Below are 23,310 nucleotides of genomic sequence, written 5' to 3' on the forward strand. Positions count from 1 at the left end.
GAGTTCCGTACGGCTCAATTTGCGAGGCCGATTTGACCCTTTCATGGTTAATTTTTGGGAAATGGAACCTCCCAAATCATATGGCGCGAACGGCGGCCAGCACCTCGTCGGCATGGCCGTCGACCCGAACGTTGCGCCAGATTTTGGCGATCCGCCCATCGGCGCCGATCAGAACCGTCGTTCGAATGATTCCCATGAAGCTCCTGCCGTACATCGATTTTTCGCCCCAGGCGCCATAGGCCTCCAGCATCTCATGTTGCTCATCCGAGATCAGAGGAACCGAAAGCTGGTGCTTGGTGCGGAAGGATTCCTGAGCTTTTACGGTGTCTGCAGAGATGCCCAGGACCGCGGCTCCCTCATCGGCAAACGCATCGTTGAGCCGCGTGAAGTCGATCGCTTCCCGGGTGCAGCCGGGGGTGTCGGCGCGGGGATAGAAGAACAGCACCAGTTTCTTGCCCGCATAGTCGGCCAGCGACACGCTGCCGCCGCCGTCGCGCGGCAGACTGAAGCCGGGGGCCGTCGCGCCCGCGACCAGTTCGGTTCCCGCAACCGGTTTGGTCGGAGCCGACAGATTGGATTTTATTAACTGTTTCGATGTCGGCTTGTGCGACGCTTTTGCTGACGTGGTTTTGGCCGTCTTCTCCGGTTTTGCGACGGTCGCCTTGGTGGCGGTTTTGACTGCCTTGCCGGCTACCTTTGCGGCCGGCTTTTTGGCCGATGTCATCCCGCTGCGGGGGGCGGCTTTGCTGGGGGTCTTGGCCGCGGTTGGTTTTCGGGCGGGCGTCTTGCGGCTTTTGGGGGCTGGCTTGGAGGATTTCTTGCGCGTTTTCTTGGACATACGCCTTCCTTTCGTCGCTTTCCGCGGATCAACCATTAGGGTATTGCGGGTCTCGCCCTTGACCGTCGGATTCGCTCCGGCCGCCGGGCAAGTTTGATGACCCGGGAGTATGGTTACAACGAATTCGACGCTACCCCCGTCCGCTCGTCGATGGGACCGCCCAATCAATCCTTGGGCCCGACCACGAGTAACAGTATTAATCGAGGATTGGCAGCGATGCCGGCACGGGAACGCTCGATAACGATTGAAGAGCGCGCCCCTGACGGCGGTCAACCTCAGCGCCGGCACCGAGAGGCAATGGCTAGGAATACTTCGCCCAAGGGGTCGAAACCGCGTGCCGAGGCCCACATCTCTCAGTGGGATGATGCGGGCGGCTGGGATCAAGAGCCGGACGAGGCGGCGCGCCATCGGGCCAAGCGGCTGCTCTCCCGCCCCAGTTCCGGTTTTCACCGGCTGGGCGACAAATTTGCAGCGCTGCAGCTCTGGCTGACCGGCGAACGCTGGGTCAAGCGCCTGGCGATCGTGATCGCCGTGCTGGCGGCAATCTTCAGCGGTTGTTTCGGCGGTCTGTGGTGGCGGCTCGGCGCCGGGCCCATCAATCTCGACGTGGCAACGCCCTGGCTGGCGGCCGCGATTGAAGACAATATCGGCCATGGCAATACGGTCGAGGTCGGCGGTACGCAGATCGAGCGGGCCGGACGGATTCGAATCGCGGTGCGAATCCGCGACATCGTGGTCCGCGACCGTGATCAGGTCATCGTCGCCACCGCGCCGAAGGCCGAGGTGAAACTGTCAGGCACGGCGCTGCTGATGGGACGGCTGCGTGCCGAAAGCCTCAACCTCGTCGATGCCGAACTCGCGGTGCGAATCACGCCGGACGGCCAGGTGACGGTATCGGCCGGCGACACCGCCAAACCGCTGGCGACCGGCGTTGCCTCCAAGCGCGATGCCGGCATGGCGCCGACATTCCCCCGTCCAGCGCCCGCCCAGGGCGCGACGGCGACGGCGCCCGACACGACACAGAACGGACTGCTGGCTGGCCTCGACTGGCTCGATAGCCTCAGCCTGACCGGCCTCGACGGGCAGAACCTGAACGAGATCGGCCTCAAGAACGGCAATCTCGTCGTCGACGACCAGCAGCGCGGCAACAAATGGACGTTCGAGAATATCAGCCTCAGCATGCGCCGGCCGAGCGGCGGCGGGGTCGCGGTCAGCCTTGGCGAGGAGGGCGCGCGTCCATGGTCGCTCAAGGTCGTGGTCGGGCCGCCGCAGAACGGCGTGCGGTCGGTCGATCTTCGCGCCGACAAAGTGCCGGCCGCCAACATCCTGCTGGCGATGCGGGTCAAGGATCTCACCTACAGCGCCGACCTGCCGCTTTCCGGCGAGCTGAAAGGTGAATTGGGCCGCGACGGCCTGCCGACCTATTTCCGCGGCAAGGTCACAGCCGGCGTCGGCAACCTCATTGACACCGATACGCCCGACTATCCGATGCCGATCGATTCGGCAGAGATGAGCGTCGAATGGGATTCCGGACGGCGTGTGCTGGTCGCGCCCTTCAAGGTCGTTTCCGGCGCGAACCGAATCACGCTGCTCGCCCATCTCGAACCGCCGAACGGCGCCACCACCGAATGGCAGGCCGGCTTTAGCGGTGGCACGATCCTGCTGGCCGGCACCGACAATGAACCGCCGCTGATCTTCAACCGCATCGCGATCGGGATGAAGTTCGACACCGACCGGAAGCGCGTGCTGCTCACCCAGGCCGATATCAGCAATGGCGAGATCGGCATCGCCGGCACCGGCAGCATCGACTATGCGAACGAGGCGCGTCTCCAGCTTGGTTTCGCGGGCACGCCGATGTCGGCATCCGCGCTGAAACGGATGTGGCCGATCCTGATCGTGCCCGAAGTGCGCGAATGGGTGATCGAGCGGATCGAGAAGGGTACGCTCCAGCGCATCGAAGTCGGCGTCAATTCGCCGGTGCGCAATCTGTCGCGCAAGGGGCCGCCGATTCCGGATGATGGTCTCGCCGTCAACATTGCCGCCTCGGGAGTCACGGCGCGTCCGGTCGACGACATGCCCGCGGTCCGCGATGCGGATTTGAAAGCACGGGTTACCGGGCGAACCGCAACGGTGACGATCGGGCAAGGAATTGCCGACACGCCCGCCGGTCGCAAGATCAATATTTCCGATTTCACGTTCGAGGTGCCGGACATGGCGCCGAAGCCGTCGCCATCGCGGGTCAAGTTCAGGGTGGATTGCCCGGTGCCGGCAGCGGCTGAGATTCTGGCTTCCGATCGCATCAGCGATCTCTCCGGGACGTTGATCGATCCGAACGCCAGCAAGGGAATGGTTGCCGCGAACATCACGCTCGCCATGCCGGTCAAAGGCTCGATGACCAAGGCCGACACCACCTACACCGTCATGGCCGATCTGGCCGGGTTTGCTGCCGACAAGCTGGTGATGAACCAGAAACTGGAATCCAATACGCTCAAGGTGCTCGCCAACAACGCCGGCTACCAGGTCAAGGGCGACGTCAAGATCAACGGTCAGCCGGCCTCGCTCGACTATCGCAAGCAGAACGAGGGCGACGCCGATATCAGGCTGCAGGCAACGCTCGATGACGCCAGCCGCGCACGCCTCGGGATCGATCTCGGACCCGCCGTCAGCGGCTCCATTCCGATCAAGGTGATCGGCAAGATCGGCGAGAACGACAGCCGCGTCGGCATCGAGGCTGACTTGACCTCGCTGCGCCTCGACAACATCCTGCCGGGCTGGGTCAAGGTGCCCGGCAAGTCGGGCAAGGCGACGTTCAACGTCGTGAAAAAGGAGCAATCGACGCTGTTCCAGGACATCGTGGTCGAAGGCGGCGGCGTTTCGATCAAGGGATCGCTGGAAGTCGACCAGAACGGCGATTTGTTGAACGCGAACTTCCCGACCTACGCGCCGTCGGACGGCGACAAGACCTCGCTGAAAGCCGAGCGCGGCGCCGACGGCGTCGTGAAGGTCATGATGCGCGGCGACGTGTTCGACGGCCGCGGATTCCTCAAGTCGGCGATCTCGGGCAAGGAAGCCGATCCCAAGAGCAAGTCCAGGAACATTGACCTCGACATCGACGTCAAGCTCGGCGCGGTGGCGGGCTTCAACGGCGAGCCGTTGCGCAGCGTCGATATCAAGTTCTCCCGCCGCAACGGCATCGTGAAAAACTTCACGCTCTCCGGCAAGGTCGGGAAAGATACGCCGGTGATGGCCGATTTGCGCGGCCGCGGACAGGGGCAGGGCCGCGACATCATTGTGCTGCAGACCGGCGATGCGGGTGCCTTCTTCCGCTTCACCGACATGTACTCCAAGATCATTGGCGGCCAGCTCGAACTCGCGTTGGAGCCTCCGACCGTCGAACCCAGCGCCAAGGAAGGCCTGATCAACGTCCGCAACTTCTCCATCAAAGGCGAGGCTTCGCTCGACCGCGTGGCCGCAGGGGGGTCTACCGGCACTCAGAGCGGCGTATCCTTTTCGGCACTGCGAGCCGAGTTCACCCGGCAGAGCGGACAGCTCACGATCCGCGACGGCGTCGTGAGTGGGCCGATGATCGGTGCGACCATCGAAGGCAGCATCGATACCGTCGCCAATCAGGTTCGGATGAGCGGCACCTTCATTCCGATGTACGGGCTGAACAACATGTTCGGCAGGATTCCGGTGCTTGGCCTGGTCCTCGGCAATGGCAACAATGAAGGCCTGTTCGGCGTAACCTATGAAGTGGTCGGCACCCCCGGCCAGCCCGTGCTGCGCGTCAATCCGATCTCGGCCATGTTTCCGGGCGTGACGCGAAAGATCATGGAATTCAATACCGGCAAGCAAAACACCCCGATCGAACTGCCGCCGAATAACTAGGCTGGAGGCCGCTTTCGGCCAAAATCACTGCTCCGGTCTGTTTGCCAGACAAGGATCCAACATGACATGGTTGGCGTCGCGTCGCTGATATCCGCCTTTGACGATGACCCTGTCGCCAATCGCCATGCCGTTGGATTGGTAGGTCACGCACATGATTCGGATATCCGGTGCTGAACACAGCACCAGATACCACAACACCTGGTCCGTCTGTACCGCCGTGAGGCTGCCGACCACGGAGAGATCGATCCGGTAGTTGAGTTCAGGAATGCCGTCGGCCATCCGCCTGACATCACTGCATTCGGCGGGCGTCTGCACAGGCTGCTCCGCTTCGGAAAATGCCGGCCGGTCGGCGAATACGTCGCCCGACGCCATCGAAGGAGCCAAACCCGGCGCCACAAGGCATAGAAGGATGGTGGCGACCGACAATCCGGCCGTTGCTGCCTGCATTCCGCACCTAGCCCGATGTCATGGTCGAGACCGCCCGCGCGACCGAAGCCAAAATGGCGTTCTGCTGCGCGGTAGAAACGGTGGCGCCAGTCAGATAGGCGGCGATCACGATGGGGGTGTTGTTGGGTGGCCAGACCACGGCGACGTGATTGTTCGTGCCTCGATCACCAGCGCCGGTCTTGTCGCCGACACGCCAGTCTTTCACCAAACCTGCACGCAGCCGCGTATCGCCAGTCTTGTTGGCGATCAGCCATGCCGTCAGTTGCTCGCGTGATGCAGCCGACAGCGCCGTAGTCCCGAGGATGAGTGCCTGCAAATTCGAAGCCATCGCATTCGGTGTCGTGGTATCGCGGGGGTCGTCGGGCAAAGCCTCGTTGAGCGAGGGCTCATCGCGATCCAGCCGCGTGACCTGGTCGCCGAGACTTCGTGCGAAGGCCGTCAGTCCCGGAGGTCCGCCGATGCCGGCGAGCAGCAGATTGCCGGCCGTGTTGTCGCTCCGCGTTAGCGCCGCATCGCAAATTTCGGCGACCGTCATGCCGTCGCCGCCGACGCGCTTTTCGGTTACGGGTGAGTTCACGACGAGTGTGGACGCCTCGAAGGTTATGCGCCGCGTCAACTGTTCCTTGCCGGCGTCTACGCGCGCCAAAGTCGCTGCGGCTGCCAGCACTTTGAAGGTGCTGCACATCGGAAAACGCTCGTCACCCCGATGGGTAGTGTGGCGGGCACCCGTTGCCGTCTCAAGGACACAGACACCCAGCCGGCCGCCGCTCTCGCTCTCCAGACGCTTGAGGTCATCGATCAATCGTTGATTTGCGGTCGATGCGCGCACCGCTTTAAGTCGGCCGCTCACAGCAGTCGCTATCAGCGCTGTGCCGAATCCAAGCTGGAACTGTCTTCTGGTGATCACTGGCGAATCCCTCCTTGCTGCGGCGGGAAGGTGCCGACAGGTCGCTGTCTTGACAAACGATCAGTTCTGCGGGCAGGCATAAGAAAAACTAGGGACAAGCAATGCATCGCCGGCCGAAGCTTTCGCACCTTCCGCTCAATGCACTACGGGCCTTCGAAGCGACAGCGCGCCACCTGAGTTTCACCCGCGCCGGCCTGGAACTTCGGGTCACGCAGGCCGCCGTCAGCCAGCATGTGAAAGGGCTGGAGGACCGGCTTGGCGTGCAGTTGTTTCGCCGGCTGCCGCGCGGTGTCGCGCTCACCGATGAAGGGCAATTGCTGCTGCCCAGCATTGTCGAGGCTTTCGGCCGGCTCACCGAAACGCTCAATCGTTTTGAAGACGGTCACTACCAGGAAGTCATCACGGTGGGCGTGGTCGGCACCTTTGCTTCGGGATGGCTGCTGCCGCGCCTCGATGCTTTCAGGAAGGCCTATCCGCGGATCGATTTGCGCCTGTTTACCAACAACAATCGTATCGACATCGCGGGCGAAGGCCTCGATTACGCGATCAGGTTTGGCGATGGCCTTTGGCACGGCACCGAGGCAACCCATTTGATGGGAGCGCCATTTACCCCGTTCTGTGCGCCTTCGCTGGCTCGCAGTCTGAGTAGAACGGCCGATCTCAAGCGCGAGGTGCTGCTGCGTTCCTACCGGCAAGAGGAATGGCCGCGCTGGTTTACCGCAGCGGGACTGCAGAGCCCGGTCCTCAAGGGAATGGTGTTCGATTCGTCGATCACGATTGCCAGTGCGGCGGCCCGCGGTTTCGGCGTTGCGTTGTTGCCGGCGGCATTGTTTCAGGACGAGATCCGCCAACGGCGGCTGGTGCGTCCTTTCAAGATCGAAGTGTCGCTTGGCGATTATTGGATTACGTCGCTGCACTCCCGGCGACCATCACCCGCGATGCTCTCCTTCAAGAGCTGGCTGCTGGAAACGATCGCGGCAAAAAAAGCGAGTCCCGGCAAGCAGGCCGAGGCTTAGCTAACGCCGCAGCGCCGGCACCACCAAAAACGGGATCATCCCGAGCACCACGGCGACCAGCGCGAACGCGATCACGGGATCATAGCTGTGGGTCCAGTCGTGGATCAGGCCGCCGGCCCAGGCGCCGAGCCCTGAGCCAAGGCCGCTGCCGATCGAGATCGTGCCGTAGATCGTGCCGACGCGCTCGCCGCGGAAGATCTTCATGGCTGTCGCCGTGATCAGCGGCCCGCGCGAACCGATCATGCTGCCGAAGGTCACGACGAAAGCCGCGAGCAGCCAGAAGTTCGGATAGTACTGCAGCAGCCAGAGCAGGATGATGCCGACGATCGAAATGGCGTAGCTGAGCAGTACCGACGGCCTTCGTCCGATTACCGCATCGAGCTGCGTCACGCCCAGCATGCCGAACAAAAGCACGACGCCGGAGAAGCCCCAGGCGGTCGCCGCCTGCAGCGGCGGGAAGCCGGCGTCGATCAAATAGGCGACGATCTGCGCGGCAAGCGCATACATCCCCACCGCCGTGAAGAAGAAGGTGGCAAACAGCGCCCAGAACGCGTGGTGGCGCATCGCACTCGCGAGCGTCCAGCCTCCGTCCACGAAATCGGGATCGGCCTTTTTGGCGATGTGCGGCGAGCCCGTGGAAAACAGCCGCCATGGCAGCAGCAGCAACGGCGCCAGCAGGCCAAGCGCTGCGATGCCGAAGATCTGGTAGGCGCCGCGCCAGCCGAAATGGTCGATCAGGATTTGCGACGCCGGCAACAGCACCAGCACGCCCGCGCCGGCCGCGGAATAGACCACCGCCATCGCCGTCGGCAGGCGTGGGCCGAACCAGCGGCCGAGCAGGATCGAATTCGGCACATTGCCGATGAAGGCGATGCCGATCCCGACGGCGAGCCCGACGCTCAACTGGAATTGCCAGAGCGCCTGCGCCTGCGACGCCACCAGGAACGCGCCGCCGAGCAGTAGCAGTCCCAGCGAATAGACGGAGCGGGGGCCGTAGCGGTCGAACAGGCGGCCGACGACGGGCGCTGTCAATCCGCCCGCCAGCCAGGTCAGCGAATAGACCGAGACCACCTGGGCGCGGTCCCAGCCGAAATTCTCCGAAATCGGTTTCAGGAAAACCGTAAAACTCTCGCCGAGGCCGCGGCCGACAAGCGCGAGCGTAAAGCAGAGCGCCAGCACGTTGAGTGCAACCCGCCCCGGCTTGAGCGGCCTGGCTAGCGCATCTCCCTCTGGTGTCTTGTCATCCATGGGACGCAGGGAGCGCGTTTCCGCTGGCCCCCGCAAGCATCAAAAGCGAATGCGCCTATGCAGGCCCGTTCAGGCGGGTTTCAGCAGGACGTGCTTTTTCTTCCCCATGGAAAGTTTGATGACGCCTTCCGGCGTGAGGTTGGACGGCGTTAGCACCATCTTCTCGTCGGTGACGGCCGCATCGTTGACGCGCAGGCCGCCGCCCTTGATCTGGCGGCGCGCTTCGCCGTTCGAGGCCACGAGGCCCGCTTTCACGAACAGCCCCAGTACCCCCGCGCCGGTTTCGAGTTCGCCGGAGGAAATTTCCACCGTCGGCAGGCTTTCCGCGATCGCGCCTTCCTCGAAAGTTTGCCGGGCGGTTTCCGCGGCCGTGTTGGCGGCATCGCGGCCGTGCAGCAGCGTGGTCGCCTCGGTCGCGAGAGCCTTCTTGGCCTCGTTGATTTCACCGCCCTTGAGTGCCGCAAGCTTTGCGATTTCGCTCATCGGCAGGATCGTGAACAGCTTTAGAAACTTGACGACGTCAGCGTCCTCGACGTTGCGCCAGTATTGCCAGAAATCGTACGGCGAGAACTGGTCGGCATTGAGCCACACCGCGCCCTGCGCGGTCTTGCCCATCTTGGCGCCCGACGCGGTCGTGAGCAGCGGCGTCGTCAGCGCGAACAATTGCTCCGTGCCCATGCGACGGCCGAGATCGACGCCGTTGACGATGTTGCCCCATTGATCGGAGCCGCCCATCTGCAGCCGGCAGCCGGTGCGCCGCGCCAGCTCGACGAAGTCGTAGGCCTGGCAGACCATGTAGTTGAACTCGATGAAGCTCATCTCCTGCTCGCGTTCGAGACGGAGCCGCACCGAGTCCATCGTCAGCATGCGGTTGACGGAGAAATGCCGGCCGATGTCGCGCAGCATCTCGATCCAGTTCAGCTTGGTCAGCCATTCGGCGTTGTCGAGCATGATCGCGTCGCTCGGGCCGGAACCGTAGCGCAGTACCTTTGCGAACACGCCGCGGATCGAGGCCTTGTTGGCTTCGATTTCCTCGATCGAGCGGATGGCGCGCGATTCATCCTTGCCGGAGGGGTCGCCGACCATGGTGGTGCCGCCGCCCATCAGGGTGATCGGCTTGTTTCCGCTCTGCTGCAGCCAATGCAGCATCATCATGGTGAGGTAGTTGCCGATATGCAGCGACGGCGCCGTGCAGTCGTAGCCGACATAGGCGATCGCCTGGCCCTTCGCGGCGAGCGCGTCGAGGCCCTCGAAATCGGAGCATTGGTGGATGAAGCCGCGCTCCTGTAAAATGTTCAGGAAATCTGATTTAAATGCGGTCATGGCGGGCTGCTTTGATCATTCTATTTTCACTGTAATTGTAGCGAGTTGCGGAACCATGGCGGAACGGGCTGCCGCAAGCTTGGGCGCTGTGGCATTATAAGATGTCTGTGTTTGGCACAAGCTGATCGTCGTCGGCGGGACGGATCGAGCAGGGCGTTGCAAAGGCACGATTTAACATGATGTTGACGGCGCTAGGTCTGATGAGCGGCACCTCGCTCGACGGGGTCGATGTCGCTATGATCGAGACCGACGGCCGCCGGGTGAACGCCCTGGGGCCATCCGGCTACCGCCCCTACACCGAAATGGAGCGCAGCCTGCTGCGGCAGGCGCTGTACGAGGCCGCCGACCTGCCGGATCGCGCGGCGCGGCCGGGCTGCCTGCGCGAGGCGGAGCGGGTCGTCACATCTGCCCATGCCGAGGCGGTGGCCGCCTTCACCGCGCAACACCGCCTGCGCTTCGACGACATCGACATCGTCGGCTTTCACGGCCAGACCGTGCTGCACCGGCCCGAGAAAAAGTTGACGGTCCAGATCGGCGACGCGCTCGCGCTCGCCAGGACGATCCACATTCCCGTCATGTACGATTTCCGCGCTGCCGACGTCGAAGCCGGCGGGCAGGGCGCGCCCTTTGTGCCGGTTTATCACCGCGCACTTGCCCAATCGCTTGACTGGGAGGGCCCGACGGTCGTGGTCAACATCGGCGGGGTCGCCAATATCACCTATATCGACGGCGACACGCTGATTGCCTGCGATACCGGCCCGGGCAACGCATTGCTCGACGACTACATGTTCCGCTGGCTCAACCAGCGTTTCGATACCGAGGGCCGCACCGCCGCGCTGGGCAAGGTCGATGCCGCCTGGATCACCCGCGCGCTGGAGATGCCGTTCTTTTCGCTGCCCCCGCCGAAATCGCTTGATCGTAACGATTTTGCGGGGCTGAGGCTCGGCGATGTACCGCCCGAGGACGGCGCGGCCACGCTGACCGCCTTTACCGCAGCTGCGATCGCCCGCGTGGTGCCGCTGCTGCCGAAGGAGCCCAAGAACTGGATCGTGGCCGGCGGCGGCGCCCGCAACCTGACCATGCTGCGGATGCTGCGCGAGTGTCTGGCGCCGGCGACCGTCCGGGCGGCGGACACGCTGGGCTGGGCATCCGACGCCATTGAGGCGCAGGCCTTCGGATTTCTGGCGGCGCGGGGCCTGAAAGGCTTGCCGCTGAGTTACCCCGCCACCACGGGGGTGCCGTACCCGATGACCGGGGGGATCGTCGCCCGGCCGTGACGGATCGGGGTGACCGGGATCAAGATCTGTTGATGCAACTGCATCGACCTTGACGACTATATGCAGATGCATCTAATTAGATGCAGATGCATGGAGCGAGGCTGGTCGGCCTTCGCCTTTAGAGGTCGTCATGACGCAGAAACTTACTCTGATCAGCCACAAGCTTTGCCCCTATGTGCAGCGCGCCGTGATCGCGCTCACCGAAAAGGGCGTTCCGTTCGAGCGGATCGATATTGATCTCGCCAACAAGCCGGACTGGTTCCTGAAGATTTCGCCGCTGGGCAAGGTGCCGGTGCTGCTTGTCGCAACCGCGGACGGCGAGGCGGCGCTGTTCGAGAGCAATGTCATCTGCGAGTACATCGAAGATACGCAAGGCGGCGCTAGACTGCATCCGCAGGATCCGCTCCAACGTGCGCAGCATCGCGCCTGGATGGAGTTCGGCTCCACGATTCTGAGCGAGCTCTGGGGCCTGGAGACGACGGGTGATCCCGCGGTCTTTGAAACCAACCGGAAGGCAGTAGCCGCGAAGTTCGCGCAGGTCGAGAAAACGCTCGGCGCGGGAACGTTTTTTGCCGGCAAGGATTTCAGCCTGGTGGACGCGGTGTTCGCACCGATCTTCCGCTATTTCGATGTGTTCGATCAGTTGATCGATCTTTCGGTGTTTGCCGATACGCCGAAGGTCCGCGCATGGCGAACCGAACTGGCGAAGCGCGCGAGTGTCCGCACCGCGGTGGGTGCCGATTATCCGCAATTGTTGCACGCGTTCCTGGTGCGTCATGACGCGCACATGCTGAAGCTGGCGGCTTAGCGCTTTGCCGGGTAGGCTTTTACGATGGGCTCATTTACGGGCTGCAAACGTAATGCGCGTGTCCCGGGCGCGATGCAGCGCGTAGCGCTGCTTCGCAGAACCGGGACCCATGTTGGCAACGGAAACAACAGGAAGGATAGGCCCCGGCTCTGCAGTGCACCACTTCGTGTTGCACCGCGTCCGGGGCACCGACCGGACGTCAGCGCACGTTGGCGAGCCGCATGTCGAGATAGCCGGTCACCGTCTCCATCAGCGGCTCCAGCTTGCCGTCGAAGAAATGGTTGGCGCCCGGGATGATCTGCTGATCGATCACGATGCCTTTTTGCGTCTTCAGCTTCTCGACCAGCGTGTTGACGTCCTTCGGCGGCACCACCGCGTCCTTCTCGCCGTGCACGATCAGGCCTGACGACGGGCAGGGCGCCAGGAAGGAGAAGTCATAGAGATTGGCGGGCGGCGCGATCGAGATAAAACCTTCGACCTCGGGACGGCGCATCAAAAGCTGCATGCCGATCCAGGCGCCGAACGAGAAACCGGCGACCCAGCAGGCGCGCGCTTCGGGGTTGATGGTCTGCGCCCAGTCCAGCGCGGAGGCCGCATCCGACAATTCACCGGTGCCGTGATCGAACGAACCCTGGCTGCGGCCGACGCCGCGAAAATTGAATCGCAGCACCGAGAAGCCGCGATGCGCAAACGCGTAGTAGCACTGGTAGACGATCTGGTGATTCATCGTGCCGTGAAACTGCGGATGCGGATGCAGGATCATCGCGATCGGCGCGTTCTTCTGCTTGGCCGGATGGTAACGGCCTTCGAGGCGGCCCGCAGGGCCGGTGAAAATAACTTCAGGCATTCATGATCCTTGGAAGTGGTCCTTGGCAACGGCCGTGATCCGGCGGAGAAGAAATGCGATCAGGCGTCGTTGGGTGGTGCGCAAACGGCGCTCCCGTGAAACTGGTGGCGGCGTTCTAGCATGAGGCGAGGGGCAAAAAGCAAGCATCTTGAACATCTGGAAGGCAGTTCAAGGCGTTAGGCTTTGATTGTAAGAGACGGCGCGATCCCCAATTGTCATAAGGCATCTTGCGCCGGCGTGAGGCCGAGGCTCGCGGGAGCTGCTGGCCGATATAGGTAATATTGTACGGAAATGCCCGACCGGGTCTATCTCGACTGGAATGCGACGACGCCGCTTCGCCCCGAAGCCAGGCAGGCGATGGCGGCTGCCTGGGAAGTGGCCGGCAATCCGTCCTCGGTCCACGCCGAAGGGCGTCAGGCGCGCCGGCTGGTCGAGGACGCCCGTGCCGCCATCTCGGCGGCCGTCGGAGCCCGGCCGCAGGATGCGGTGTTTACGTCTGGTGGTACGGAGGCGAATGCGCTGGCGCTGACGCCGACACTACGCCGGGGTGGGGGCGAGCCGGTCCGTCGATTATTGGTCTCGGCCATCGAACATACGTCGGTGCTGTCAGGCGGGCGTTTCTCGCCGGAGGCGATCGGGACCATCCAGGTCACCGGCTCCGGCCTGATCGACATCGACCATCTGCGCAGGCTTCTCGCCGTTGGGCCGCCGGCGCTTGTCTCGGTCATGCTGGCGAATAACGAGACCGGCGCGCTTCAGCCGGTCGGCGAAGTCGCTGACATCGTACATGAAGCAGGCGGGCTGCTGCATGTCGATGCAATCCAGGCGTTTGGAAAAATACCGTGTGATATCAAATTGATGAAGGCCGATTTGGTCACGCTTTCTGCGCACAAGATCGGCGGCCCCAAGGGCGTCGGCGCGCTGGTTCTGGCCGGGGACGTGCAGGGGCTGGAGCCGCTGCTGCGTGGCGGCGGTCAGGAGCTCGGGCGGCGGGCCGGCACCGAGAATGTCGCGGGCATTGCGGCCTTTGGCGCTGCCGTGCGGGCGGCCATGGCAGCCCTTGAAGTCGATGCAGCTCGGTTGCAGGACCTGCGGAACCGTCTCGAGAAGGGTCTCCAGCAGACCCCTGGAATGATTGTGTTTTCGGCGGGCACGCAGCGGTTGCCAAATACCAGCCTGTTCACGGTACCCAGCCTCAGGGCCGAAACGGCAGTGATTGGCTTCGATCTCGGCGGTATTGCGGTATCCTCGGGTTCCGCCTGTTCGTCCGGCAAGGTCCAACCGTCCCACGTCCTGGCCGCCATGGGGGTCGGCAGGGAACTCGCGCAGGGAGCGGTGCGGCTTAGTCTGGGCTGGTCTACCACGGAGGCAGACATTGATTTGGCCCTTCAGGCTTGGCGAAAGCTTGCCGATGCCTTACTTAGAGGGCGACGAAACACGGCTTGAAACGTTCTAAGTCCGTTTCGCCGGAACGCTTCGTCGCTGATTTTGAATTGTTCCACCGCGGTCCTTGAAACCGCGAGCGGAGGATAGAATGCCAGCCGTACAAGAGACGGTCGAGCGCGTGAAGCGCATCGACGTCGACCAGTATCGATATGGGTTTGAAACACTTATCGAGTCCGACAAGGCCCCCAAGGGGCTGTCGGAAGACACCGTCCGCTTCATCTCCGCAAAGAAGAACGAGCCGGCCTGGATGCTGGAATGGCGGCTGGAGGCCTATCGCCGCTGGCTGACCATGACCGAGCCGACTTGGGCCCGCGTCAATTATCCCAAGATCGACTACCAGGATCTCTATTACTACTCCGCGCCGAAGCCGAAGAAGCAGATCGGCTCGCTGGACGAGATCGATCCGGAAATCCTCAAGACCTACGAGAAGCTCGGCATCCCCCTGCGCGAAGTCGAGGTGCTGGAAGGCGTCGTGAAGCCGGAAGGCGAGCGCAAGATCGCGGTCGACGCCGTCTTCGACTCGGTTTCCGTCGCCACCACGTTCCAGAAGGAATTGAAGGCGGCCGGCGTGATCTTCATGCCGATCTCGGAGGCGATCCGCGAGCATCCCGAACTGGTGCAGAAGTATCTCGGCTCGGTCGTGCCGACCTCGGACAATTACTTCGCGACGCTGAACTCCGCGGTGTTTTCGGACGGCTCGTTCGTCTATGTGCCGCCGGGCGTGCGCTGCCCGATGGAGCTGTCGACCTACTTCCGCATCAACGAGCGCAACACCGGCCAGTTCGAGCGCACGCTCATCATCGCCGACAAGGGTTCTTACGTCAGCTACCTCGAAGGCTGCACCGCGCCGCAGCGCGACGAAAACCAGCTCCATGCCGCCGTGGTCGAGCTCGTCGCCCTCGACGATGCCGAGATTAAATATTCGACGGTGCAGAACTGGTACCCCGGCAATTCCGAGGGCCTTGGCGGCATCTACAATTTCGTCACCAAGCGTGGCGACTGCCGCGGCAACCATTCGAAGATTTCCTGGACCCAGGTCGAGACCGGGTCGGCGATCACCTGGAAATATCCGAGCTGCATCCTGCGCGGCGACAATTCGCGCGGCGAGTTCTACTCGATCGCGATCTCGAACGGTCACCAGCAGGTCGATAGCGGCACCAAGATGCTCCATCTCGGCAAGAACACGACCAGCCGGATCATCTCCAAGGGCATCGCCGCCGGCGTTTCCCAAAACACCTATCGCGGTCTCGTTACCGCGCATCGCAAGGCGACCGGCGCGCGCAACTACACCGCCTGCGATTCGCTTTTGATCGGCGACAAATGCGGCGCGCACACCGTGCCTTATGTCGAGGCGAAGAATTCGTCCGCGACCTTCGAGCACGAAGCGACCACCTCGAAAATCTCCGAGGACGTGCTGTTCTATTGCATCCAGCGCGGGCTGAGCCAGGAGGAAGCCGTCGGCCTCGTGGTCAACGGTTTTGTCAAGGACGTGTTGCAGCAACTGCCGATGGAATTTGCGGTGGAAGCGCAGAAGCTGATCTCGATCTCGCTGGAAGGTTCGGTTGGATAGCGACCTCATCCTGAGGAGGCCGCGTAAGCGGCCATCTCGAAGGATGAGAGGAAAGATTGTGGGCCACGTTCTTCGAGACGCGCCTATCGGCGCTCCTCAGGACGAGGGCAAAGAACGGAACGGAAAACAATGTCATTGCTTGAAGTGAAAGACCTGAAGGTTCGTGTCGAGGATCGCGAAATTCTCCACGGGCTGTCGCTCACGGTGAACCCGGGCGAGGTGCACGCGATCATGGGGCCGAACGGCTCCGGCAAATCGACGCTGAGCCACGTCATCGCGGGCAAGCCCGGTTATGAAGTGACTGGCGGCGAAATCCTGTTCAGGGGCGAGGACCTCCTGGAAATGTCGCCGGACGAGCGCGCCGCCAAGGGCGTATTTTTGGCGTTCCAGTATCCGGTCGAAATTCCTGGCGTCGCCACCATGAACTTCCTGCGCACCGCGCTGAACGCGCAGCGCAAGGCACGTGGCGAGAGCGAATATTCGACGCCGGACTTTCTGAAAAAGGTGCGCGAGGTCGCCAAATCGCTCAACATCCCGCAGGACATGCTCAAGCGCGGCGTCAATGTCGGGTTCTCCGGCGGCGAGAAGAAGCGTAACGAGATTTTGCAGATGGCGCTGTTCGAGCCGGCCGTCTGCATTCTCGATGAAATGGATTCCGGCCTAGATATCGACGCGCTCAGGATCGCTGCCGACGGCGTCAACGCGCTGCGTTCGCCGGATCGTGCGATGGTGGTCATCACCCACTACCAGCGATTGCTGAACTACATCGTGCCCGACTTCGTGCACGTGATGTCAAATGGCCGCGTCGTGAAGAGCGGCGGGAAGGATCTGGCGCTGGAGCTCGAGGCTTCCGGCTACGCCCAGTTCGAAGACGCAGCCTGACAGGTATCGTGATGAATTTGGCTTTGGCAAAGAACGAGACGGGACGTGCGCTGAGCGACAGCTTTGCCGTCGTGCGCGACCGGCTGCCGGGCACAGGCAAGGTCGCCGAGGCGCGAAGTGCCGCCTTCGAGGCTTATGATCGTGTGGGCCTGCCGCACCGGCGGATCGAGGATTGGAAGTACACTGATCTGCGCGCGCTGATGCGCGAAGTGCTGCCGCTGGCGCCTGCGCCGGATTCTGCCGCGCTGACGCGGGCTGCGGCGGCGGTGAAGCTGCAGGCGATCAAGGGCGCGCGCCGGCTGGTGCTGGTGGACGGCGTGTTCGCGCCAAAACTTTCTGAGCTGGACGGGCTGGAGAAGGGCGTTGCCGTCGGTACCCTGCGCGGCGTTCTGGAATCCGGCGAAGCCGCCCTGCAGGCTCAATTGTTGACGCTCGACAGCGCCAATCCGATGGTCGCGCTCAACAGTGCGATGATGACCGACGGCGTGGTGATCCAGATCGCCAACGGCATCGTGCTGACGCAGCCGCTGCAAATCATTCATGTCGCGACGGGCACCACTCCCGCGGCGATGTTCACACGCTCGCTGCTGCGGCTCGGCAAGGATGTCGGCGTGACGCTGGTCGAAAGCTACATCGCAGCCGACGGCGCGAAGACCTATCAGGCCCATGACTCGCTGGTCATCGCGATCGGCGACAATTCGCGGCTTGACCACGTCCGCCTGGTCGAGGACAGCCGCGAGGCCCTCAACATTTCCTCCGCCGTGGTGACGCTGGGCGCGCACGCGCATTTCAACACCTTTGGCATGACCTCAGGCGCTGCCGTCAGCCGCTATCAGGCGACCATTACGTTTGCAGGCGAACATTCCCGCGTGGAAACCAATGGCGTCAATCTGCTCAATGGCCGACAGCACGCCGACACCTCGCTGTTCATGGACCATGCCGTGCCGCATTGCGCCAGCCGCGAGGTGTTCCGTGCCGTCGCCGACGACCGCGCCCATTCGGTGTTCCAGGGCCGCATCATCGTTCGCCCGCATGCGCAGAAGACCGACGCCAAGATGATGACGCGGGCGCTGCTTTTGTCCGACGAGGCCGAGGCCGACAACAAGCCGGAGCTCGAAATTTTTGCCGACGACGTCACCTGCGGCCATGGCGCCACCACCGGCGCGCTCGACGAGAGCCTGCTGTTCTATCTGCGCGCCCGCGGCCTGTCGGAAAAGGAAGCCCAGGCGCTGCTGATCCAGGCTTTTGTGGGCGAAGCCATCGAATCGATCGTCAACGACGATCTGCGCGAACTCGCGATTGCAGCGGCGCATCGCTGGCTGGAGGCAAGGGCATGACCCAGCATCCGGCGGTCAAGAATGGCGCTTATGACGTCGCCCGCGTGCGGGAGGATTTCCCCGCGCTGGCTATGAAGGTCTACGGCAAGCCGCTGGTCTATCTCGACAACGCCGCCTCGGCGCAGAAGCCGAATGCGGTGCTCGACCGCATGACGGAAGCCTACAAGAGCGAGTACGCGAACGTGCACCGCGGCTTGCACTATCTCGCCAATGCCGCGACAGAGGCTTACGAAGGCGCGCGCGGCAAGGTCGCGAAATTCATCAATGCGGCGCGCAATGAAGAAATCATCTTCACACGCAATGTCACCGAGGCCATCAACCTCGTGGCATCGTCATGGGGCGAGCCCAACATCAAGCAGGGCGACGAGATCGTGCTCTCGATCATGGAGCACCACTCCAACATCGTGCCCTGGCACTTCCTGCGCGAGCGCCATGGCGCGGTGATCAAATGGGCGCCGGTCGATGACGACGGCAATTTCCTGATCGAGGAATTCGAGAAGCTGCTGACGCCGCGCACCAAGCTCGTTGCCATCACCCAGATGTCGAACGCGCTCGGCACTTTCATCCCGGTCAAGGAGGTCGTGAAGCTCGCTCATGACCGCGGCATTCCGGTGCTGGTCGACGGCGCGCAAGGCGCGGTGCATCTGCCGATCGACGTGCAGGACCTCGATTGCGATTTCTATGCATTCACCGGCCACAAGATCTATGGTCCGACCGGTATCGGCGCGCTCTACGCCAAGCATGAGCACCTGGTGGCGATGCGGCCCTACAACGGCGGCGGCGAGATGATCCGCGAGGTGGCAAAGGATTGGGTCACCTATGGCGACCCGCCGCACAAGTTCGAGGCCGGTACGCCGCCGATCGTCGAGGCGATCGGGCTGGGCGCTGCGATCGACTACGTCAACTCGATCGGCAAGGAACGCATCGCCGCCCACGAGCAAGATCTTCTGACCTACGCCCAGGAGCGCTTGCGCGAGATTAATTCGCTGCGCCTGATCGGCACCGCCCGCGGCAAGGGACCGGTGATCTCCTTTGAGATGAAGGGCGCCCATCCCCATGACGTCGCGACCGTGATCGACCGGCAGGGCATTGCGGTGCGCGCCGGCACCCATTGCGTGATGCCGCTTTTAGAGCGGTTCAATGTCACAGCCACCTGCCGCGCGTCGTTTGGAATGTATAATACCCGGCAAGAAGTCGACCATCTGGCACAGGCGCTGATCAAGGCGCGGGAATTGTTCGCATGAGTGACACGGCCGAAGTCAAAACTGCCAATATGGAAACGCAGTCGGCGCTGCCGCCGGAGGAGACCGAGCGGCTGGGCACCGAAATCGTCGCCGCGCTGAAGACGGTGTTCGATCCGGAAATTCCGGCCGACATCTACGAGCTCGGCCTGATCTACAAGGTCGATCTCAAGGACGACCGTGCCGTCGACGTGACGATGACGCTGACCACGCCGAACTGTCCGGCGGCTGGCGAACTGCCGACCATGGTGGAAAACGCGATCGCCAGCGTTCCCGGCGTCGGCGTCGTCAGCGTGAACCTGGTGTGGGATCCGGCCTGGACGCCGGATCGCATGTCCGACGAGGCGCGCCTCGTCCTCAATATGTGGTAATTGAGTGAGGCCCTAACAGCTTTGCGGGAAGATGACTGGCATTGATTTGCCGTTGGAAATGATCATATGACTAGCATGACACCTGCTTCACCCACGCCCGCCGCCAAGCCGAAGCCGCGTCCGCGCCCGCAGGTCATGAAACTGACCGAGGCCGCCGCCCAGCGGATTACGGAGCTGACCAAGCGCGCCGATTCCGAGATCGTGGGCTTGCGCGTCGGCATCAAAAATGGCGGCTGCGCCGGACAGTCCTACACGGTGGAATACGCCCATGAGATCCGGCCGACCGACGAGGTGGTCGAGGACCGCGGCGTGAAGATCCTGGTCGATCCCAAGGCGGTGTTGTTCCTGCTTGGCACCGAGATGGACTACAAGGCCGACAAGCTGCAGGCCCAGTTCATCTTCAACAATCCGAACCAGGTTTCCGCCTGCGGCTGCGGCGAGTCGGTGCAACTGACGCCGGCGAAGGTGTAACGACCGCATCGCCGGGGCGGTGAGCAATGGACCGCGATTTCCTGATCGACCTGTTTGCCGATTTCGGCCCCGTCACAATCCGCAAGATGTTCTCCGGCTTCGGCATCTCCGCCGACGGCACCAATTTCGCGCTCGCGCTGCGCGCCGGGCTTTATTTCCGCGCCGATGACCAGACGATTCCGCAGTTCGAAGCGGAGGGATCGCAGCCGTTTCAGTATCAGACGCGCACCAAGACGGTCACGATGAACTCGTACTGGCAGTTGCCGGCACGCCTGTTCGACGATTCCGAGGAGTTGGCCGACTGGGCGAGGGCGGCATTGGCCGCGGCGCAACGCGCGGCCTTACGCAAGCGGCCCAAGGCGCGCAAGGCAGCGAAGCCAAAGATATCTAGCAAGGCTGCGAGCAAGCCGGCTGTTGGCCGCAAGCCGGCGGCGAAGCGGCACGCAGCGAAGGCGAGGAAGGCACCGCGCAGGTAGCTTAAGCGACCTGGCTGCGGGTCTCGGCGGCGTATTCGGGATCGACTTCGCAGATCACGCGGTTGCGGCCGTTACGCTTGGCAGCGTAGAGGCAGGCGTCGGCGCGCTCGATCAATGAATCCGTATCATCGTCCGGTTTCAGCATGGAGACGCCGACCGAGATGGTGACGCGGCCGAGAATTTCGCCTGTCGATTTCTTCTTCAATTCCTTCGACATCACGGCGCGGCGAATGTGGTCGGCGACCGTCAGGGCCTGGCGCAGCGCCGTGTTGGGCAGCACCACCGCAAATTCCTCGCCGCCATAGCGGGCGGTGATGTCCTGGCCCTTGATGGTCTGCTTCAGCGACATCGCAACCAGACGCAGCACCTGATCGCCGGTGAGGTGGCCGTAGGAATCGTTGAACGATTTGAAATGGTCGATGTCGAACATCATCAGCGACAGCGGTTCGCCGCTCGCCAGCGCCGCCCGCACCGCCATCTCGATCGAGCGGTCGAAATATTTGCGGTTGCCCAATCCGGTCAGCGGATCGGTCAGGCTCTCGGCGCGGATCGCCTCGAGGCTGTGCTGGAGGTTGCTGATCTCGGTCTTTGACAGCGCCAGCCGGTTTTCCAGCGCCTTGTTGGTCTCTTGCATCTCGCGGGTGGACTTCATCAGGCCTTCGATGACCGCCTTGATCTGATCGCAGTTCTTGGCATTCCGGAGTTTCTCGCTGGCGCCGCTCAGCCTGGCGTCATAGCTCTGCGACATGTCGAGCGCGTCCGTGATCAGGTTCATCACGTCGTCGATTTCGCCGATCACGCGCGCGCCGACCTTGTCGATGCGGTCGGAGGTCTTGATGTGCGAGAGATAGGTTTCGTAGATTTGTTCGAGATCGGACTCGCTCAGTCTGCCGTTGCGCGCCAGCGTCTCGTTGATGATCTTGTTGAGGGGAGCATTGTATCCGGTCGCGTAGACGTACCAGATTTCGTAATTGCGCGGGACGGCGGTCTGCCGGAGGGATTTGATCTGGCCCAACGCGACTTCGGCAAACGCCAATGTGCGTTCGTGTTCGTCCAGCAGCCTGACCACTGATCCGTCCCCAATATCGAGCAGCGCCGCTCGTGCCGTGCCGCAATGATTAAATTATCGTCGGCAGGTTAAGGGAGGAGAATGAACGGCCGGTAAATGGTTCCGGCCGTTGGGTCGCGCCGAGTTCGTTCAGACGCGGGCGCGAACCGGCCGCAACAGGAACGCCGGAAGATGCGAGTGATCGGCGGGCTCCGATTCAGCGTCGCGCTGGGCGCGCCGCGGTTCCGGACGACCGATCGAGGGCACGCGCGAAGGCTGTGCAGGGGCGGGCGGCACGAAGGCTGCGGCCGCTGCCTGCGGCTGCGGGCCGGCACTGCGGCCAGCGCCCTTGGCATGCCGCGGTTCGCGTTCACTGCGCTTGTCAGCACCCTTATCAGTACCCCTGGCAGCGCGCGGCTCGCGCTCGCGCCGCGGCGTGCGGCCGCCGCGCGAACCTTCCCGGGAACCCTCGCGCGAGCGATGTTCGCGCGGCTGATCGGTCTCGCCGGACGAATCCGAGTGCACGGCATAATCGCCTTCGGCGGTGGGGATGTTCTGGCCGATCAGCCGTTCGATCGCAGCAATCGATTTGTTGTCGAGCGGGCTGACGATCGAGATCGCGGTGCCGGCGCGTCCGGCACGTCCGGTACGGCCGATGCGATGCACGTAGTCGTCGGCATGATGCGGCACATCGAAATTGAAGACGTGGCTGACGGCGGGAATGTCGAGGCCGCGGGCCGCGACATCGGAGGCGACCAGCAACGGGATCTCGCCCTTGCGGAATTGATCGAGCGCCGCGGTGCGCGCCGACTGATCCATGTCGCCATGCAGCGCGCCGACGCTGAAGCCGTGCTTCTGCAGCGATTTGTAAACGACGGCGACTTCGCGCTTGCGGTTGCAGAAGATGATCGCATTCTGAAGATCCTTGGCGTCGCGCAGCAGGCGGCGCAGGATCTCGCGCTTCTCGTGTACCTCGCGTCCGGCGGGGACCTGGAATTGCGACACGCCCACAGCTGTGGTCGCCGGCTTCGAGACTTCGATCCGCGCGGGATTGTGCAGGAAGGCTTCGGTGATGCGGCTGATTTCCGGCGGCATCGTCGCGGTGAAGAACAGGGTTTGCCGCGTGAACGGCACCAGCTTGCAGACGCGTTCGATGTCGGGGATGAAGCCCATGTCCAGCATGCGGTCGGCTTCGTCGATCACCAGCAGTTCGACGCCGGTGAGCAGCAGCCCGCCGCGTTCGGTGTGGTCGAGCAGGCGGCCGGGGGTCGCGATCAAGACGTCGACGCCACGGGTCAGTTTACTGTCCTGGTCGCCGAACGAGACGCCGCCGATCAGGAGCGCGACGTTGAGTTTCTGGCCGACGCCGTATTTGTCGAAATTCTCTTTCACCTGTGCCGCGAGTTCGCGGGTCGGTTCGAGGATCAGGGTGCGGGGCATCCGTGCCCGCGCGCGGCCCTTTTCCAGCATGGTGAGCATGGGCAGGACGAACGCAGCGGTCTTGCCGGTGCCGGTCTGGGCGATGCCGAGAACGTCTCGACGGGCCAGAACGTGGGGAATCGCCTGTTCCTGGATGGGGGTAGGGGTCGTGTAACCGGTGGCCGCAACCGCGGCGAGGACCTTATCGGAAAGTCCGAGATGGGAAAAAGACATTGAGCCTCTAGTCGACACCGCCGTTCGGAATCGAGGGTAAAAAGGCTGTCGCGTTTTGCCCCGAAACGGCGCGCTTTTGAAAAGCTGGGGGCTCTGACTTACGCAGACGAGCGGCTAACCTAGGGAATCGCGTTTCGATCCAAGGCCGCGTTGAGCCGGAACATAGGGGCGAAATGGCCAAAGTCAATCTGGGAACGGCCATATCGCCGAAAAAGC

Annotated in this window: 20 protein-coding genes; 12 read left to right on the forward strand and 8 right to left on the reverse strand. The window is 63.0% G+C overall.

The window, feature by feature from the left end:
- Positions 1–76: 76 nt before the first annotated feature.
- On the reverse strand, positions 77–1,111 hold the full coding sequence (locus V1293_RS03965; protein ID WP_442894206.1) for a redoxin domain-containing protein: 1,035 nt from the start codon (positions 1,109–1,111) through the stop codon (positions 77–79).
- On the opposite strand from V1293_RS03965, the gene V1293_RS03970 reads away from it, so the two are divergent.
- On the forward strand, positions 1,055–4,726 hold the full coding sequence (locus V1293_RS03970) for a YhdP family protein (protein ID WP_334506869.1): 3,672 nt from the start codon (positions 1,055–1,057) through the stop codon (positions 4,724–4,726). The genes V1293_RS03965 and V1293_RS03970 overlap by 57 nt on opposite strands.
- A gap of 24 nt (positions 4,727–4,750) precedes the next feature.
- On the opposite strand, the gene V1293_RS03975 is transcribed toward V1293_RS03970, so the two are convergent.
- A complete protein-coding gene (locus tag V1293_RS03975) occupies positions 4,751–5,173 on the reverse strand; it encodes a hypothetical protein (RefSeq protein ID WP_334506871.1) in 423 nt (140 codons plus the stop codon).
- A 7-nt stretch (positions 5,174–5,180) separates the two neighbouring features.
- Positions 5,181–5,975: a class A beta-lactamase gene (gene bla, locus V1293_RS03980; protein WP_334506873.1), complete on the reverse strand. Its 795-nt coding sequence runs from the start codon at positions 5,973–5,975 to the stop codon at positions 5,181–5,183.
- Between the two features lie 206 nt (positions 5,976–6,181).
- Between bla and V1293_RS03985 the strand changes: the two genes are divergently transcribed.
- On the forward strand, positions 6,182–7,096 hold the full coding sequence (locus V1293_RS03985; RefSeq protein WP_334506875.1) for a LysR family transcriptional regulator: 915 nt from the start codon (positions 6,182–6,184) through the stop codon (positions 7,094–7,096).
- Here V1293_RS03985 and V1293_RS03990 read toward each other — a convergent pair whose 3' ends face one another.
- Positions 7,097–8,344: an MFS transporter gene (locus V1293_RS03990; RefSeq protein WP_334506877.1), complete on the reverse strand. Its 1,248-nt coding sequence runs from the start codon at positions 8,342–8,344 to the stop codon at positions 7,097–7,099.
- Positions 8,345–8,413: 69 nt separating this feature from the next.
- The gene (gene tyrS / locus V1293_RS03995; protein WP_334506879.1) at positions 8,414–9,667 is read right to left on the reverse strand and encodes a tyrosine--tRNA ligase; all 1,254 of its coding nucleotides are present in this window, start codon (positions 9,665–9,667) and stop codon (positions 8,414–8,416) included.
- Positions 9,668–9,843: 176 nt separating this feature from the next.
- Here tyrS and V1293_RS04000 point away from each other — a divergent pair, with 176 nt between their 5' ends.
- Together V1293_RS04000 and V1293_RS04005 are read left to right on the forward strand one after the other, a co-directional pair.
- Positions 9,844–10,944 carry an anhydro-N-acetylmuramic acid kinase gene (locus tag V1293_RS04000; protein ID WP_334506881.1) on the forward strand — a complete coding sequence of 367 codons (1,101 nt, stop codon included), beginning with the start codon at positions 9,844–9,846 and terminating at the stop codon, positions 10,942–10,944.
- 130 nt (positions 10,945–11,074) lie between these two features.
- A complete protein-coding gene (locus tag V1293_RS04005; protein ID WP_334506883.1) occupies positions 11,075–11,752 on the forward strand; it encodes a glutathione S-transferase family protein in 678 nt (225 codons plus the stop codon).
- A gap of 199 nt (positions 11,753–11,951) precedes the next feature.
- On the opposite strand, the gene V1293_RS04010 is transcribed toward V1293_RS04005, so the two are convergent.
- Entirely contained in the window at positions 11,952–12,599 is a 648-nt protein-coding gene (locus V1293_RS04010) for an alpha/beta hydrolase (protein ID WP_025589847.1), read from the reverse strand.
- Positions 12,600–12,890: 291 nt separating this feature from the next.
- On the opposite strand from V1293_RS04010, the gene V1293_RS04015 reads away from it, so the two are divergent.
- The 8 genes from V1293_RS04015 to V1293_RS04050 all read left to right on the forward strand — a co-directional run bounded on the left by V1293_RS04015 (position 12,891) and on the right by V1293_RS04050 (position 20,393).
- Positions 12,891–14,045 (forward strand): cysteine desulfurase family protein, encoded by a 1,155-nt coding sequence (locus V1293_RS04015; RefSeq protein ID WP_334506885.1) that lies wholly within the window; start codon positions 12,891–12,893, stop codon positions 14,043–14,045.
- 88 nt (positions 14,046–14,133) lie between these two features.
- Positions 14,134–15,615, forward strand: a complete 1,482-nt coding sequence (gene sufB / locus V1293_RS04020) for a Fe-S cluster assembly protein SufB (RefSeq protein ID WP_334506887.1) — start codon at positions 14,134–14,136, stop codon at positions 15,613–15,615.
- A 129-nt stretch (positions 15,616–15,744) separates the two neighbouring features.
- Positions 15,745–16,497 carry a Fe-S cluster assembly ATPase SufC gene (gene sufC / locus V1293_RS04025; RefSeq protein ID WP_334506889.1) on the forward strand — a complete coding sequence of 251 codons (753 nt, stop codon included), beginning with the start codon at positions 15,745–15,747 and terminating at the stop codon, positions 16,495–16,497.
- Between the two features lie 11 nt (positions 16,498–16,508).
- Positions 16,509–17,834 carry a Fe-S cluster assembly protein SufD gene (sufD, locus tag V1293_RS04030; RefSeq protein WP_334506891.1) on the forward strand — a complete coding sequence of 442 codons (1,326 nt, stop codon included), beginning with the start codon at positions 16,509–16,511 and terminating at the stop codon, positions 17,832–17,834.
- Positions 17,831–19,078, forward strand: coding sequence for a cysteine desulfurase (locus V1293_RS04035; RefSeq protein WP_334506893.1), 1,248 nt, complete (start codon positions 17,831–17,833; stop codon positions 19,076–19,078). Before sufD ends, V1293_RS04035 begins: the two co-directional genes overlap by 4 nt.
- Positions 19,075–19,446 (forward strand): SUF system Fe-S cluster assembly protein, encoded by a 372-nt coding sequence (locus tag V1293_RS04040; RefSeq protein WP_334506895.1) that lies wholly within the window; start codon positions 19,075–19,077, stop codon positions 19,444–19,446. Before V1293_RS04035 ends, V1293_RS04040 begins: the two co-directional genes overlap by 4 nt.
- A gap of 66 nt (positions 19,447–19,512) precedes the next feature.
- Positions 19,513–19,917, forward strand: a complete 405-nt coding sequence (locus V1293_RS04045) for a HesB/IscA family protein (RefSeq protein WP_334506897.1) — start codon at positions 19,513–19,515, stop codon at positions 19,915–19,917.
- A 26-nt stretch (positions 19,918–19,943) separates the two neighbouring features.
- On the forward strand, positions 19,944–20,393 hold the full coding sequence (locus V1293_RS04050; protein WP_334506899.1) for a TfoX/Sxy family protein: 450 nt from the start codon (positions 19,944–19,946) through the stop codon (positions 20,391–20,393).
- Position 20,394: 1 nt separating this feature from the next.
- Here V1293_RS04050 and V1293_RS04055 read toward each other — a convergent pair whose 3' ends face one another.
- Together V1293_RS04055 and V1293_RS04060 are read right to left on the reverse strand one after the other, a co-directional pair.
- Positions 20,395–21,462 (reverse strand): GGDEF domain-containing protein, encoded by a 1,068-nt coding sequence (locus V1293_RS04055; protein ID WP_334506901.1) that lies wholly within the window; start codon positions 21,460–21,462, stop codon positions 20,395–20,397.
- A 129-nt stretch (positions 21,463–21,591) separates the two neighbouring features.
- The gene (locus tag V1293_RS04060) at positions 21,592–23,094 is read right to left on the reverse strand and encodes a DEAD/DEAH box helicase (RefSeq protein ID WP_334506903.1); all 1,503 of its coding nucleotides are present in this window, start codon (positions 23,092–23,094) and stop codon (positions 21,592–21,594) included.
- Between the last annotated feature and the right edge of the window lie 216 nt (positions 23,095–23,310).

It is taken from the genome of Bradyrhizobium sp. AZCC 1693, from assembly GCF_036924745.1.
GTDB lineage: Bacteria > Pseudomonadota > Alphaproteobacteria > Rhizobiales > Xanthobacteraceae > Bradyrhizobium.